The sequence below is a fragment of the Streptomyces sp. NPDC053541 genome, from assembly GCF_044544705.1.
Taxonomy (GTDB): Bacteria; Actinomycetota; Actinomycetes; order Streptomycetales; family Streptomycetaceae; genus Streptomyces.
Map to the genome: position 1 here is coordinate 212440 of NZ_JBITXM010000002.1, position 15063 is coordinate 227502.

A 15063-nucleotide genomic window follows, 5' to 3' on the forward strand; every position below is an offset into this window, starting at 1 on the left:
CAAATGAAGAAGACTTAAGGGGTCAACCCAATGGCAGCGGAGATCGTCAATCCTCGCAGCGAGACCGGTACGGAAGGGGCTCCCGGCGAGCCCTTCGATCCGGCGTTCGCGCTGCACCGCGGCGGCAAGATGGCCATTTCGGCCACGGTGCCGCTGCGCGACAAGGACGACCTGTCCCTCGCGTACACGCCCGGCGTCGCCAAGGTGTGCACGGCAATCGCGGAGCAGCCCGAGCTGGTCAACGACTACACCTGGAAGTCCCAGGTCGTCGCGGTCGTGACCGACGGCACGGCGGTGCTCGGCCTCGGCGACATCGGCCCGGAGGCCTCCCTCCCGGTCATGGAGGGGAAGGCCATCCTCTTCAAGCAGTTCGGCGGCGTGGACGCGGTCCCGATCGCGCTCGCCACCACCGACACCGACGAGATCGTCGAGACCGTCGTCCGGCTCGCCCCGTCCTTCGGCGGCGTGAACCTGGAGGACATCTCGGCGCCCCGGTGCTTCGAGATCGAGCGCAAGCTCCAGGAGCGCCTGGACATCCCGGTCTTCCACGACGACCAGCACGGCACCGCCATCGTCACCCTGGCGGCCCTGCGGAACGCCGCCAAGCTGACCGGCCGGACCCTGGGCGACCTGCGCGCGGTCATCTCCGGCGCGGGCGCGGCCGGCGTGGCCATCGCGAAGTTCCTCCTGGAGGCCGGCATCGGCGACGTCTGCGTGACCGACCGCAAGGGCGTCGTGAGCTCCGACCGCGAGGACCTCACGGACGTCAAGCGCGAGATCGCCGGGCTGACCAACAAGGCGGGCCTCTCCGGCTCGCTGGAGTCCGCCCTGGCCGGCGCGGACGTCTTCATCGGCGTCTCCGGCGGCACGGTCCCGGAGGAGGCGGTCGCGGCCATGGCGCCGAACGCCTTCGTCTTCGCCATGGCCAACCCGAACCCCGAGGTGCACCCCGACGTCGCGCACAAGTACGCGGCGGTCGTGGCCACGGGCCGCTCGGACTACCCGAACCAGATCAACAACGTCCTCGCGTTCCCCGGCATCTTCGCCGGCGCGCTCCAGGTCCGGGCCTCCCGGATCACCGAGGGCATGAAGATCGCCGCCGCCGACGCCATCGCCGGCGTGGTCGGCGAGGACCTGTCCGCCGACTGCGTGATCCCCTCGCCGTTCGACGAGCGGGTCGCCCCGGCCGTCGCGGCCGCCGTCGCCGCCGCCGCGCGCGCGGAGGGCGTCGCCCGCCGCTGACGCCACACGGCGCAGCACACCCCCGCGTGCCACGCAAGCGCGCACGAAGCCCCGCCCGGGTTCGGCCGAACCGGGCGGGGCTTTCGCGTACTCGCGGGTAGGGGAGGGGGTCGGTGCCGCCGGCCGGTTCCGCCGGCCGGTGCCGCCCCGCGGGGCGGGGTGCGGACGGTACGAGGGGAGGTACGGGGGCGGCACGAGGACTGCGCGAGGACGGTACGGGGGCGGCGCGAGGACGGTACGAGGGACGTGCGTCACAGCGGGGTGTGGTTACGCGATCACCGGGTGCGCGCCTAGGGTCGGGGCCATGTTCGCTGCCTATGCCGCCCGAATCGACCGTGACCAGCCGCTGAACGGCCTCGAACTGGGCGAACGCCCCGAGCCCGAGGCGCGGCCCGGATGGACGACCGTGACCGTGAAGGCCGCCTCGCTCAACCACCACGACCTGTGGTCGCTGCGCGGGGTCGGACTGCCCGAGGAGAAGCTGCCGATGATCCTCGGCTGCGATGCCGCGGGCATCGACGAGCACGGCAACGAGGTCGTGCTGCACTCCGTCATCGGCCAGACCGGCCACGGCGTCGGTCCCGACGAGCCGCGCTCTATCCTGACCGAGCGCTACCAGGGAACCTTCGCCGAGCGGGTCACCGTGCCCAGCTGGAACGTGCTGCCCAAGCCCAAGGAGCTCTCCTTCGAGGAGGCCGCCTGCCTGCCGACCGCCTGGCTCACCGCGTACCGCATGCTCTTCACCAACGCCGGTGTGCGGCCCGGTGACTCGGTGCTCGTGCAGGGCGCGGGCGGCGGTGTCGCCACCGCGGCCATCGTCCTCGGCAAGGCCGCCGGCCTGCGCGTCTACGCCACCAGCCGTGACGAGGCCAAGCGGAAGCGGGCCGTCGAGCTCGGTGCCGTCGAGGCCTACGAGCCCGGCGCGCGGCTGCCGCGGCGGGTGGACGCCGTCATCGAGACCGTCGGCGCCGCCACCTGGTCCCACTCCGTCAAGTCGCTGCGCCCCGGCGGCACCCTGGTCATCTCCGGTGCCACCAGCGGCGACCGCCCCTCGCACGCCGAACTCACCCGGATCTTCTTCCTGGAGCTGAGGGTGGTCGGCTCCACCATGGGCTCCAAGGACGAGCTGGAGGACCTGCTGTCCTTCTGCGCGGCCACCGGTGTCCGTCCGGTGATCGACGAGGTGCTGCCGCTCGACCGGGCCCGCGAGGGCTTCGAGAAGATGGCCGCGGGCGAGCTCTTCGGAAAGATCGTCCTGACCACCTCCTGAGGGCACTTCCCGAGGACACCTCCTCGGAACCTCGCGAGGTTTTCCGGACCGGTCCTGACCGAGGCCTTGAACCAGGACGCCCGTCCTGATGGGATCTCCGGCACCGCGAAAAGGTGAACAACGCTCACATCGCCTGCCGGAGGTCCCCTTGTTGCGTACCACCCTCGTGGCGGGCGCCCTCGCCGCCGCGCTGCTCGCGCCCACCACCGCAACCGCCACCACCCCGACCGCCACCGCCCGGGCGGCGGACCAGGCCGCGGATCACGCCGCGGACCGGGCCGCGCCCGGCGCGGCGGACGGGGTCGTTCCCGCCTTGACCGACGCCCGCGGCCGCGTCCTCACCCTGCGCGGCTGGAACGTCGAGGACAAGGCCAACCGCGGCCCGGCCGCCCTCTCCGCCATCACCGAGAAGCACTTCCGCGACCTGCGCGCCCAGGGCTTCAACTTCGCCCGCCTGCTGGTCTTCTGGGACGACCTGGAGCCCCGGCCCGGCCAGTACAGCCAGGACTACCTGCACAAGATCGGGCGCATCCTGGACTGGGCCGAGAAGCACGACGTCAAGGTGCTGATCGACGCCCACCAGGACGTCTTCGGCCCCGCCTTCGGGCACCGCGGCATCCCCGAGTGGGCCACCCGGACCGACGGCCTGCCCTTCGAGCGCAACCCCGACGACTGGTTCTCCGAGTACTTCCAGCCCGCCGTCCAGCGCGCCTTCACCCACCTCTACGAGGACGCCGACCTGCGCCGCGCCCAGGCCCGCATGTGGCGGGTCCTCGCCGAACGCTTCGACGACCACCCGGCCGTCCTCGGCTACGACCCGATCAACGAGCCCATGGGCGAACTCGGCGAGGGAGAGGACCTGCCCACCGCGGCCCGCCGCATCGAGCGCGAGCAGCTCACCCCGATGTACAACCGGCTCGCGGACGCGATCCGTTCGGCCGACCCCGACGCCTGGGTCTTCGTCGAGCCCACCCCCATCGTGGGCGAGGGCGTGCCCACCGGCCTCGGCCGGATCGACGACCCCCAGGTCGTCTACGCCCCGCACTTCTACAACACCGGCATGGAGGCGGGCGCCGACTACGACCCGGCCGCCGGCTGGATCGAGAGCTACGAGCAGGCGGTCACCCGCTACCCCCGGGAGTACCGGGTCCCGGTGGTCGTCGGCGAGTGGGGACCGCTCAACAACTCCCTTCCGAACATGAACCGCTTCTACCGCGACGCCATGGCCTCGCTCGGCCGCTACAGCTCCGGCTGGGCGGGCTACGTCTGGTGCTACGGCGGCGGCTACTGCGCGGTGAACGCCGACGGCACCTTCCGCACGAACAAGGAGCTCACCGCCGAGCCCTACGCCGAGGCCGTCGCGGGCACCGTCCGCGGTTCCTCCTTCGACGCGGCGGCCCGGGTCTACCGCCTGGAGTACGAGGCCGCCGGCCCCCGCGGCTCCCGCGTCACCGAGCTGTCCCTGCCCCCGGGCGCGTGGCAGGTCGCGGCCCGGGGGCAGGCGGTCGTGCTCCGCCCCGCGCCGGGCAGGGCCCTGGTGATCGCCGCCCCGGGCAGCCGCGTCACGGTCACGGTGACCGCCACCGCCCGCGGCTGACCGGACCCTTCTGCTACGCCTTGCGGTGGTCCGGGGCGAGCAGGGACAGGATGCCGTCCGCCGCCGCCGCGAGGTGGCGGCGGGCCTCGGCCAGCTGGTCACGGCTCACGCCGTGGTCCCGGGCGGCGTCCCGGACGTCGTCGCGGAAGCGGTCGAGCAGCCGGTCCAGCTCACGGGCCGGCTCGGCCGCGTCGGTGATGTCCTTCGCCCAGTCGGAGACGGCCTGTTCGGGCGAGGCGGCCCGGCCGGCGGCCGGGCCGTGGGCGGTGCCCGTCACCAGATTGCCCAGCTGGGCGGTGATGTCCGAGATCCCCTCCCAGACGCCCTTGGGCCAGTCGCCGCCCTTCAACCGGTCCTGGAACTGCTCCTGGATCTGCTGGGCGATCCGCTGGTACTCCTTCGCCTGGCGCTTCGCCGACTGCGCCTCCGCCCGCGCCTGGCGGGCCTGCTCCTTGAACTCCTGCTTGGCCCGGCGCAGTTCCTCGCGGGCGTCGAAGGAGGCCGAGGCGCCCGCCGAGCGGGACGCGGAGGCCGCCGCCCGCATCTCGCTGCGCAGCTTCCCGGCCGCCCCGCGCACGTCGTCGCGTATCTCGGCGGCCAGCTCGGAGACGGACTCCCGGATCTCCTCCTCCAGATCGGCCAGTTCGCCGCCGCGCCCGGCCAGCTCGGCCCGGCCGGCGTCGGTGATCGAGTAGACCTTGCGTCCGCCCTCGGTGGCGTGGGTGACAAGGCCCTCCGCCTCCAGCTTGGCGAGCCGCGGGTAGACCGTGCCCGCCGAGGGCGCGTACAGCCCCTGGAAACGCTCCTCCAGGAGGCGGATCACCTCGTACCCGTGGCGGGGGGCTTCGTCGAGCAGCTTGAGCAGATAGAGCCGGAGCCGGCCGTGGGCGAAGACGGGCGCCATGTCAGAGGACCTTTCCGGACGCGGGGGAGGCGGCGGCCGTGCCGTCGCCGGGGCCGTCGGCGTCGGGCTCCGGCTCGGGGCGGCGCAGCACGGCGATGGAGCCGGAGACCGTGGTCGCCCTGAGCGTGCCCTGGCCGGCGCCCAGGGTGCCGGTGAGGGAGCGGGTGCCCCAGGTGCCGCCGACCCGCAGGTCATCGAAGGCGCTGGACACCGCACCGCTGGTGGTGGTCGCCTCGACCCGGGCGTCGGCCGGGTGCGGCAGCCGGATCGCGACCTCGCCGGAGACGCTGGTCAGCCGGATGTCGGCGGGCGGTCCGTCCTGGCCGGCCGGGTCGAGGTCGATGACCATGTCCCCGCTGACCGTCTCGGCCTTCACGGCGGAGCCGGCACCGTCGATCACGGTGACGTCCCCGGTCACCGAGTTGATCTGGAGCGCGCCGGTGACCGACTGGGCCTCCAGGTTCCCGGAGACGGTCTCGGCACGGACCGGGCCGGCCAGGCCGACGAGGGTGGTGTCGCCGGTGACGCCGCGCACCGCGGTGCGTCCCCGCACGCCGGAGATCACCGTCTCGGCGCCGATCGCGCCCACTTCGACGTCGGCGCCGGCGGGCACGGCCACGGAGACCACGACCCGGCGCCGGTGGCCCTTGGGGTCGAGCCACTTGAGGATGCCCTTCCAGTGCAGGTCCTCGTAGCTCACGACCAGCGTGGAGCCCTCCTGCGTGACGATCAGCGGCGGGCCCTCGATCTCCGAGATCTCCAGGCGTGCGGAACTCTCGTCGGTGCCCACCACGTTCACCGCTCCGTTGACGACACGGATCTGGAGCCGCCGGACGGGGTCGGTCAGCGGGATCCTGCGAGGCTCGGTGACGGACCACTCTGTCATGGTGCTGCCCTCCCGTGTGATGGTCACGACGTCGACGTCGACGTCGACGTCGACGATGCGACGCATGGCGATGACGCAACATATCGCGTCTTCCGATACACACGATATATCGCGGTGTGGCCAAGTCAACCCCGACTCTCCCCTGACGGGGTGGCGTCAGGGGAGAGTCGGTGAGGAATCCAGCCCGCAGTGGGGCATTCAGGGATGAAAGCGGATCATTGCCCTACGTTGGGGGGCATGACTGCGACACCGGGATCCCGCCCCGCCGGAGCGCTGCTGCTCTGCCGCGCCCAGCCCCCGGCGGTCCGCCCGCCGGCCCAGCTGCTCCGCGAACGGCTCCTGCTCGCGCCCGCGGGTCCCGACTGGAGCGTGCTCGTCCCGGAGGGAAAGCCCTGGCTCGACGACGGCGAGCCCGTCGACCGGGTCGTCACCGGATGGGCCACCGCGCTCGCCGTCGCGGCCGCCACCTGGCCGGTGGTCGCGCTCTGGTGGGACGCCGACCGGGCCGGGTTCACCCTGGCCGCCGGCTTCCGCCGCACCGTCGGCTACACCTGGCTCGCCGACGGCACCCCGGCCGGCGAGGACGAGGCCATGAGCACCTTCGCCGACCGGCTCGCACTCGACCCCGTGCTCGACGTCCAGGCCCTGGAGCCGCTCACCCGGCCCGACCCGGACGCCGACGCCCACGCCCGGCTGGTCGGCCTCGTCGCCGTCCTCGCCCGTACCGGACTCGCCCTGCCCGCCGGCCTCGTGCCCGGCCGGAACCCCGACCGGCTGCGCGCCGCCGCCCGCGACCGGGGCGCCGAACTCCTCGAAGGGTCCTGGCGGGAAGCCGTACGCGCCGAACTCGACGTCGTCGAGGACACCCGCGTCGGCCCGTACCTCCACGGCCCCCGGGCCCGGGTCCTCGGTGCCGCACAGCTCGCGGCCGGGCTGCCGCTGCTCGCCTGGGGAGCCGCCCGCCGCAGTGGCGGCTGGGCCACGGCCGGAGCGCTGCTCGTCGCCCACGGAGCCCTCGCCCTCGCCGGCGACCGCCTGCACGCGCGCGTGGCGCCGTGACGGGGCCGGACGGCGGCCCCGGCGGGGACTGGGGCCTGCCCGGCGGCTCATGACCGGCTCCGCAGCCTTCCCCAGAGCGTCGCCCTGGTGGGGGTGTCCCGGCGGAGCCTGGGGTGGGAGTGCCCCCGGCACGACACCTCGCCGCGTCGCCGAAACGCCCCGATGGCTCCGCTGTCGAGACGCTCCGGCGCCTCGCGACGCCTGTCCTCGGCCCTGACGGCCCTGACGGGCCTGACGGGCCTGACGGGCCTGGCGGGCCTGGCGGGCCTGACGGCCCTGACGGTCCTGGCGGGCCTGACGGCCCTGACGGTCCTGGCGGTCCTGACGGCCCTGGCGAGGCCCCACGTTCGGCCCCGGTGGGCTTGGGGGCGCCACCCCTCTGCCTTGACGGCCCGGGGACGCCTCAACCCCCCCCGCCCTGGCGGCCCCGGCGAGGCCCCATGCGCCAGACGCCGGGGCCTGTGGGCCTGTCCGACCCTGATCCGCCGGTCAGGCCCTAGTCGTCCTCGTCCTCGTCGTCGAGCCGGGCCAGCCAGGTCGCCAGGCGCTCGACCGGCACCTCGAAGTCGGGGTTGAGATCGACGAAGGTGCGCAGCTGCTCGGCGAGCCACTCGAAGGTGACCTCTTCCTCGCCGCGCCGCTTCTCCAGTTCCTCGATGCCACGGTCGGTGAAGTACATGCGATCAGAATAGGCCGTGGTGCACCGGAGCCGACCGCGTCCCCTGTTCCTCCTGAGCCCCACGGTCTAGCCTCTTCCATCATCGTTTCGGGGAGCGGGGGCCGCTGTGACGGATGGGATCGCCCGGATTCGGCTGGACGACGGCACGCCCGTGTGGGCCCGGGTCAGCGCGGCGGAGGAGCTGCGCCGGGGCGGCGGGTTCCAGGACACCGGCATCGGGGACCGGGTGGTCTCCATGGCCGGCGGACTGACGGACGTGGTGCGCGGGGTCGTCGGCTCGTTGCGGGCCGGGCTCGACCCGCAGGGCTCCGTCGAGGTCGCGGTCAGCTTCGGCATCGAGCTCTCCGCGCAGGCGGGCAAGGTGATCGGGGTGCTGGCCGACGGCGGCGGCAAGGCCTCCGTCAACGTCTCGCTGACCTGGACCGAGCCCGGCCGCGAGGCCACCGGCCCTGCCCCCGCCCCCGACCCGGCCGCCTCCGCCGCCGGACCCGGCGTCCCCGCACCCGCCGCCTCCCCGGAGAACGGCCCTCGCGCCGTATGAGCGCCCTCGACGCGCTCGTGCGCCCCGCCCTGGTGCGCATCGCCGCACCGGACGACGGGTATGACCCGCACGGCGACCCGTTCTGGGGCACGGGATTCTTCATCGCCCCCGGCTGGGTGCTGACCTGTGCCCACGTCGTGGCCAAGGGGGGAAGCGCGGTGTGGAGGGAGGAGCCCGCCGTCGGCATCACCTGGGAGGGCGGCCGGTCCACCGGCCGCGTGGTGCTCGCCAAGCCGCGCCCGGCCACGCCCGAGCAGGAGCTCGACTTCTGGGAGTTCCCCGACCTCGCGCTGGTCCGCGTGGAGGGCGCCGAGGACGCCGCCTGCGTGCGGCTCAGCGAGCGCCCGCCCACCACCCCCACCCAGGTCGCGCTGTACGGCTTCGCCCGGCAGACCGGGGTGGTCGGCGTCCGGGAGGTCCTCGGCACGGCGTACGGCTTCGAGGGCGGCGCCCTGCTCCTCAAGTGGGGCGTGCCCGTCGAGGGCTGCTCCGGCGGCCCGGTCGTCGACCTCGGCCGGGGCGCCGTCATCGGCGTCAACAAGGGCCGCGGGCAGGACGAGGGCGCCGCCGTGCCGCTCACCTCGCTGCGCGAGCTGCACGACGTGCCCGGCGGCCGGGTGCTGCACGAGGTGCTGCGCGCCCACGACCGCCACCACCTGGCCCGGCACCGCTCCTTGCGCCCCGGACGCACCTGGACCGACGCCCAGATGGCGCTGTGGCCGGCCACGGCCCGCGGGGTCAGCCCCGCCCGGCGCACCCATCTGTACGGGCGCTTCGCCGAACTCCCCCCACCCACCGGGCCCGGCGAGGTGATGGCCCTGGTCGACGCGGTGAAGCGGCGGGTCCTGCACCCCGACTACCAGGCCGTCCTGGAGACCGGCGCCCGCACCTGGCGCGACGGGGTGGGCCTGCTCCACGAACTGCACACCGGCGACCGCGAGGACGGCCGCGGCAGCACCGACCTCGGCCTCGACGCCGTGCTCCTGTACGCGGCGCACCTCGTCCGCCACCTCACCGAGCGCTACGGCGCCGGGGCCGCCCCCGGCGGCCCGACCGCGCCCGGACTGCGGAGCCTGGTCGACTGGATCACCGACGAGTCCGGCGACGCCCACGCCGCCGTGCGCGAGGAGATCGCCGCCCTGCTCGACCCCGCGCCGCCGGACCCCGCCGTCCCCGCACGGAAGCCGGGCGCGCGCGCCGACGTGCGGATCGAGATCGACCCCGTGCCCTGGACCACCGGAGCCCCGCGCTACACCTGGCGCGTGATGCTGCTCTTCGACGGGCGCACCATGAACCCGCTGGCCGGCCACGACGAGGGCCTGCCCCGGGACCGGCTCCAGGACAGCCTGCGCGGCCCGCTCGACGAGGCCCTCGGCCACGGCGACAGCGGCGACCACCTGGCCGCCGTCGAGTTCGTGGTGCCGCGCGAGCTGTTCGACGAGCCCTTCGACAGCTGGCGGCTGGCCCCCGATGACGAGCCCTTCGGCGAGCGGTCCCTGCCGCTCGGCCAGCGCCGCACCGTCGTCCTGCGCGACCGCCACCGCAGCCGCCAGCGCAAGGCCTCCCCGGAGTGGCACCGGCGCTGGCGGGGCAGCGAGGGCGGCCCGCTGCGGGCCGTGCCGCTGCGCGCCGAGGTGCCGGCCGCCGGCGCCGAGGCGCACGCCCCGCACCTGCGCAAGGAGAGCCGGGCCGCCTCCCTGGAGCGGCTGGACGCCGCCCCCGACGGCAGCGTGCCGGTCTACTGCGGACCGGTCGGCACCGGCGACGGCCGGCGCGCCCTGGACGCCGCGCTCGCCGCCGGACACCCGATCGCGCTGTGGCGGCGCTCGGCCCGCGAGCACGGCGACTGCCCCGAGTTCCACAAGGGCGCCGGGGTGCTGCTCGCCGGGGCCGGCAGCGCCGACGGACTGCACCGGCCCGTGCGCACCCTGCGCCGGCGCGCCGGGGACCCCGAGGCCGACGCCCGCGAGCGCGCCGAGCACGCCTGGGCCGAGGGTCTCGCCGTCCTCTGGGACCCGCCCGACCGCCCGCCCTTCGAGGCTCCCCTGGAGGGCCCGTCACTGCTCGGCGAGGACGAGCCGTGAGCCGTACCGGGGACGGGTGGACTGGGCCTGCCCCGCGCGGGGCAGGTTCGACGGGGGACGGCCCCGGCGCGCCCCACGCGCGCGTGCGGATCCGGACGGGCCCCGGGCGCCCGGGCCAACTCGCCCGAGACGGGGCCGGATTGGCCGGGGACGGACCGGGGGCCCGAGCGGTACGGTCGACGGGGGTCGGCGCAGGCATCACAGCCAGGAGGGGTCAGGCGTGAACGATTGGCGGATCTACCGTGGGGCCGGCCATCCGCACGACGAGATACGGCGGCTGCCCGCCCCGCCGCCCTGGCGGGACTTCTCCGCGGGCGGCGCCGACGACACCCTGGCCGGCTCCGACCGGCGGCTCGGCGTGCGCCGCCGGCTCGTGCAGAACCACCACCCCCGGCCCGCCGAGACCGACGCCGTCAACGCCGCGCTCTATCTGCGCCGTCCGCTGCTCGTCACCGGCAACCCCGGCACCGGCAAGTCCACCCTGGCGCACGCCGTCGCCCACGAGCTGGGCCTCGGCCGGGTGCTGCGGTGGCCGATCCTCAGCCGCTCGACGCTCCAGGACGGCCTCTACCGCTACGACGCCATCGGCCGCCTCCAGGACGTGCAGCTGGAACGCGCCCGCGCCGAGGCCCGTACCGCAGGCGCGGCCGGCGAGCAGCCGGAGCAGGGCGGCGCCGCGAGCGCGGCAGGCATCGGCTCGTACCTCAGGCTCGGCCCGCTCGGCACCGCCCTGCTGCCCTCCGAGCTGCCCCGGGTGCTGCTCATCGACGAGCTCGACAAGAGCGACCTCGACCTGCCCAACGACCTCCTGAACGCCCTGGAGGAGGGCGAGTTCACCATCCCCGAGCTGGAACGGCTCGCCGACCGCGAACCGGTCGTGGAGGTGCTCACCGACGACGGGCGCAAGGTGCCCGTGCGCGGCGGCCGGGTCCGCTGCACCACCTTCCCCTTCATCGTGCTCACCTCCAACGGCGAACGCGACTTCCCCGCCGCCCTGTTGCGCCGCTGCATCCGCCTGGAGCTGGAGGCGCCCGGCGAGGAGCAGCTCAACGCCATGATCGAGGCCCACCTCGGCGCGGACGCCGCCGCGGCCGAACCCGGCCTCGTGGCCCGCTTCCTCAACCGCGAGCCCGGCGAGGTCATCGCCACCGACCAACTGCTCAACGCGCTCTACCTGACCCAGCACGCCCCCCGCGCCGAGCGGGTGACCCGGGACCGCATCGCGGACATGCTCATGCAGCCGCTCGATCAGCCGAGGTGATGGCCGGATGCACCGGATGCATCTGGAAGAGCTCACCCGCAGACTCCGGGCCGGCGGGCAGGACCCGACGGCCGAGGAGATCGCGGACGCCGTCTGGCTCGCCCAGTGGCTGCCGCGCGCCGACCCCGCCGGCCGCACCGGGGACCCGCCGCCGGGCCCGCCACCCGCGCCCGGCGCCCCCGAGGACCGGCGGGATCCGGCCGACCTCACGGCCCCCGCGGCCGCCGCCCCGGACCCCGCCGGCGGCCCCGAGCCCGCCCCCGGCCGGCCCGGCGAGACCGTCGACCTGCTGATGCCGCTCGCCGAAGGCGGCACCCCGGGCCCCGCCACCGCCGCCGGCACCGCCGCCGCGCGCGCCCGCGGCGGAGGTGCCGCCCTGCCCGTCCGCGCCCCCGGCGCCAACGCCCTGCCCGGTCTCCTCGGCCTCCAGAAGGCGCTCCGGCCGCTGCGCCACTACGCCGCCGGATTACCCGCCCGCCCCGGCGGACTGCGGCTCGACGAGGAGGCCACCGCCGAGCGCAGCGCCGCCTCCGGGATCCTCACCCCCGTGCTGCGCCCCGCCTCGGGGCAGCGGCCCGACATCCAGCTCCTCATGGACACCGGGCCGGCCATGGTCGTGTGGACCCGGATGGTCGAGGAACTGCGCCAGGCCTGCCAGCAGTCCGGCGCCTTCCGCGACGTCCGGGTGCACCGGCTGCACGACACCGGCGAGGGCCCGCCGCTCGTCACCACCACCAGCGGGCCCGACGGCCGGCCCCGGCTCCGCCCCGGCGACCAGCTCCACGACCCCACCGGGCGCCGCCTCACCCTCGTGGTCTCCGACTGCGTCGGCCCGCTCTGGCAGCGCGGCGCCGCCCAGCGGCTGCTCCACCAGTGGCCCCGGCACTCCCCGCTCGCGGTCGTCCAGCCGCTGCCGCCCCGGCTCTGGTCGCGCACCGCGCTGCCCGTCGAACCCGGCACCCTGGAGCGGCCCGCGGGGCCCGGCGGACACGTCCGCTTCGAGCCCGACGAACCGGACTGGGAGCCGGTCACCGCCCAACTGCGGGCCGTGCCCGTGCTCACCCCCACCCCGGAGGCCTTCGCCTCCTGGGCGCGGCTGCTCACCGGCCACGGCGGGGGAGCGGTACGCGGCTGGGCCGCCCGCGTCGGGCCCGCGCCCGCCGGACCGCTGCCGCCCGGCGCCGGTGACGGCCGCATCGCAGCCCGGCGCGCCGACGACGAACTCCTGCGCGCCTTCCGGGCCGGGGCCTCGCCCGGGGCGGTCCGGCTCGCGGTGCACCTCGCCGCCGCCCCGCTCGCACTGCCCGTGATGCAGCTCGTGCAGCGCGCCATGCTGCCCGACACCGGGCCCATGGAGCTCGCCGAGGTGCTGCTCAGCGGGCTGCTGCGGCGACTGCCCGGCCCCACCCCGTACCCCTGCTACAGCTATCCGCCGGCCGTGCAGGACCACCTCCTCGGCTCGCTCGACCGAGGCGCCGCCGCGCTCGTCCTCAAGCACTGCTCCGAGTTCGTCGAGCGGCACTTCGGACAGGGCATGCGGAACTTCCCCGCCCTCGCCGCCGCCCGGCTCGCCGGGCACGGCACCGACGGCCACGGCACCGACGGGGAACCGGCCACGGCCGCCGGCGCCGACACCGTCCCGGCGGAGGCGGAGGACGACGAGCCGCGGCCGGGCGCCGCCACCGAGCTGTTCGCCCGCATCCCCGCGCGCGTGCTGCGCTTCTACCACCCCGACCTGGTCACCCCCGAACCGCTCGCCGCCGCCCGCCGGCTGCTCGACCAGTGGCGCGGCCAGTCCGACCCCTCGCTCCTCGCCTCCGCCCGCGACCTCGCCGAGACCGCGCTCGGCGCCGAGGGACCACCCGCCCGCCCCGAGGAGGCCGCCGGGGCCCGGCTCGTCCTCGGCCAGGTCCTCCACGCCCAGGCCGGCACCGCCGCCGCACGGGACCGCGGACAGCGCCGCGACCTGCTGGACCGGGCCCTCGCCGAGCTCGTACGGGCCGGGGAACTCGCCCCGGCGGGCGGCCCCGACTGGGCCGAGGCCCGGCTCGAACAGGCCGCCGTGCAGTACGCGCTGTGGCGGCACACCGGCGACACCGCCCGGCTCGACGCGGCCCTCGGCGCGCTCGCCGGCGACCCGGCCGACTGGCCCGAGAGCCACCGGCACGCCCTGCGGGTACGGCGCGGCCGGCTGCACCTGGCCCGCGCCGAGGGCGCCGAGGCCGCCGCCGAGTTCACCGCCGCCCTCGCCCTGCGCGCCACCGGCCCGGTCCTGCTCGACCTCGCGGACGCCCTGCACCTGGCCGCCGCCCCGCACGCGCGCGTGGCCGACGCCCTCGACCGCGCCGAACCGCTGCTCGGCGACTCCCTCGCGCTCCGGCTGCGCTGGACCACCGCGCTGGCCCGGCTGCACGAGACCACCGGCGACGGACCCGCCGCCGACGAGGCCTACGAGCGGGCCACCCTGCTCACCCCCGCCGAGGGCGAACAGCGCGGCCGGCTGCTGCTCACCTGGGGCGAGTCGCTGCTGCGCCGGGCCGCCGCCGGCACCGGCACGGGGCCCGTCGACCGCGCCGAGTCCGTGCTGCGCGAGGCCCTCACCTGTCTGCCCGCCACCTCCGGCGTGCGCGGCCGGACCGTCGTCCTCATCGGCAGCGTCCTCGCCCTGCGCTACGACCGCGCTGGCTTCCTGCCCGACCTCTTCGAGAGCCGCCACCTGCTCGACCAGGCGGCCCGCACCACCCAGGACCCGGCGGCCCGCGCGGAGGTGCGCCTCCAGCTCGGCTGGGTCCGCCTCCAGCTGAGCGAGGCCGCCCGGGACGGGCGCCTCGGCGACGCCCTCGCCGCCTACCAGGGCGCGGCCGACGACGCCCGCACGGCGCACGGCCCGGACCCCGGCACCGTCACCCTGGCCCGCGCCCTGCACGGCCAGGGCGCCGCCCTGACCCTGATGGACCGCCTGTCGGCCGCCGCCACGGCGCTGCGCGCGGCGACCGAGCAGTGGCGCCGCCTCGACGCGGCCCTGGTGCCGGTGGACTGGGCGGACGTGGAGCGGACCCGGGCGCTGCTCGCGGAGGTGACGGCGAGCCCCCGCCCACGACCGGGCCGCCTGTCGCGGGAGGAACGGAAGCGACTCGCCCCGCCCTGGTGGCCCTGGCGGGCGGTGGAGACGTAGGCCGGCGGAGCGCAATCGGAACGGCCGGATGACGGGGGCGCACGTGGGGGCAGTTGAGTCGAACGGGTTTCTGGGTTTGCGCGGTCGGGAAGAACCGCTCCGCCGCTACGACCGTGGGGGACAAGGGTCGGTGAGGAGGAGCCGAGGGTGTTGGAGCACACGCAGTGGCAGACCGGCGCCGCCCGGGATGCCGGACCGCCTCCGCCCCTGTCCGATCTCGCCGCCGTCGACCTGCACACCCTTCGGGTCGTGGACCATCCCGCTCTGGTGGCCGAGGCCGAGCGGGTGCTCGGCCGGGCGTTCGACCTCGGCGAGTCCTGGGTCAGTGAGGGCAACCCCTGACGACCCGCGCCCCCACCGGCGCT

12 protein-coding genes are annotated in these 15063 nt (G+C 75.7%); 9 read left to right on the forward strand and 3 right to left on the reverse strand.

Annotated elements, in window-relative coordinates:
* Window positions 1-30: 30 nt before the first annotated feature.
* The 3 genes from ACIGW2_RS05145 (at window position 31) to ACIGW2_RS05155 (ending at window position 4109) form a co-directional block, all read left to right on the forward strand.
* Window positions 31-1242: an NADP-dependent malic enzyme gene (locus tag ACIGW2_RS05145; RefSeq protein ID WP_361579371.1), complete on the forward strand. Its 1212-nt coding sequence runs from the start codon at window positions 31-33 to the stop codon at window positions 1240-1242.
* Window positions 1243-1546: 304 nt separating this feature from the next.
* On the forward strand, window positions 1547-2512 hold the full coding sequence (locus ACIGW2_RS05150) for a zinc-binding dehydrogenase (protein ID WP_391652488.1): 966 nt from the start codon (window positions 1547-1549) through the stop codon (window positions 2510-2512).
* 148 nt (window positions 2513-2660) lie between these two features.
* Complete coding sequence (locus tag ACIGW2_RS05155) at window positions 2661-4109, forward strand: cellulase family glycosylhydrolase (protein ID WP_399841175.1); 1449 nt, start codon at window positions 2661-2663, stop codon at window positions 4107-4109.
* A 13-nt stretch (window positions 4110-4122) separates the two neighbouring features.
* On the opposite strand, the gene ACIGW2_RS05160 is transcribed toward ACIGW2_RS05155, so the two are convergent.
* A complete protein-coding gene (locus ACIGW2_RS05160) occupies window positions 4123-5013 on the reverse strand; it encodes a helix-turn-helix transcriptional regulator (RefSeq protein WP_391652490.1) in 891 nt (296 codons plus the stop codon).
* Between the two features lies 1 nt (window position 5014).
* Window positions 5015-5899: a DUF4097 domain-containing protein gene (locus ACIGW2_RS05165; protein ID WP_391652928.1), complete on the reverse strand. Its 885-nt coding sequence runs from the start codon at window positions 5897-5899 to the stop codon at window positions 5015-5017.
* Window positions 5900-6136: 237 nt separating this feature from the next.
* On the opposite strand from ACIGW2_RS05165, the gene ACIGW2_RS05170 reads away from it, so the two are divergent.
* Complete coding sequence (locus tag ACIGW2_RS05170) at window positions 6137-6958, forward strand: hypothetical protein (RefSeq protein WP_399841179.1); 822 nt, start codon at window positions 6137-6139, stop codon at window positions 6956-6958.
* A 496-nt stretch (window positions 6959-7454) separates the two neighbouring features.
* On the opposite strand, the gene ACIGW2_RS05175 is transcribed toward ACIGW2_RS05170, so the two are convergent.
* Window positions 7455-7637: a DUF6104 family protein gene (locus tag ACIGW2_RS05175; protein WP_031091411.1), complete on the reverse strand. Its 183-nt coding sequence runs from the start codon at window positions 7635-7637 to the stop codon at window positions 7455-7457.
* Window positions 7638-7743: 106 nt separating this feature from the next.
* Here ACIGW2_RS05175 and ACIGW2_RS05180 point away from each other — a divergent pair, with 106 nt between their 5' ends.
* From ACIGW2_RS05180 to ACIGW2_RS05200, 5 genes are all read left to right on the forward strand, one after another.
* A complete protein-coding gene (locus tag ACIGW2_RS05180) occupies window positions 7744-8178 on the forward strand; it encodes a CU044_2847 family protein (protein WP_391652492.1) in 435 nt (144 codons plus the stop codon).
* Entirely contained in the window at window positions 8175-10262 is a 2088-nt protein-coding gene (locus tag ACIGW2_RS05185) for a trypsin-like peptidase domain-containing protein (RefSeq protein ID WP_399841182.1), read from the forward strand. Before ACIGW2_RS05180 ends, ACIGW2_RS05185 begins: the two co-directional genes overlap by 4 nt.
* A 220-nt stretch (window positions 10263-10482) precedes the next feature.
* Window positions 10483-11523, forward strand: coding sequence for an AAA family ATPase (locus ACIGW2_RS05190; protein ID WP_399841185.1), 1041 nt, complete (start codon window positions 10483-10485; stop codon window positions 11521-11523).
* 7 nt (window positions 11524-11530) lie between these two features.
* The gene (locus ACIGW2_RS05195; protein ID WP_399841187.1) at window positions 11531-14698 is read left to right on the forward strand and encodes an SAV_2336 N-terminal domain-related protein; all 3168 of its coding nucleotides are present in this window, start codon (window positions 11531-11533) and stop codon (window positions 14696-14698) included.
* A 147-nt stretch (window positions 14699-14845) separates the two neighbouring features.
* On the forward strand, window positions 14846-15040 hold the full coding sequence (locus tag ACIGW2_RS05200) for a hypothetical protein (RefSeq protein WP_361579390.1): 195 nt from the start codon (window positions 14846-14848) through the stop codon (window positions 15038-15040).
* Window positions 15041-15063: the final 23 nt, after the last annotated feature.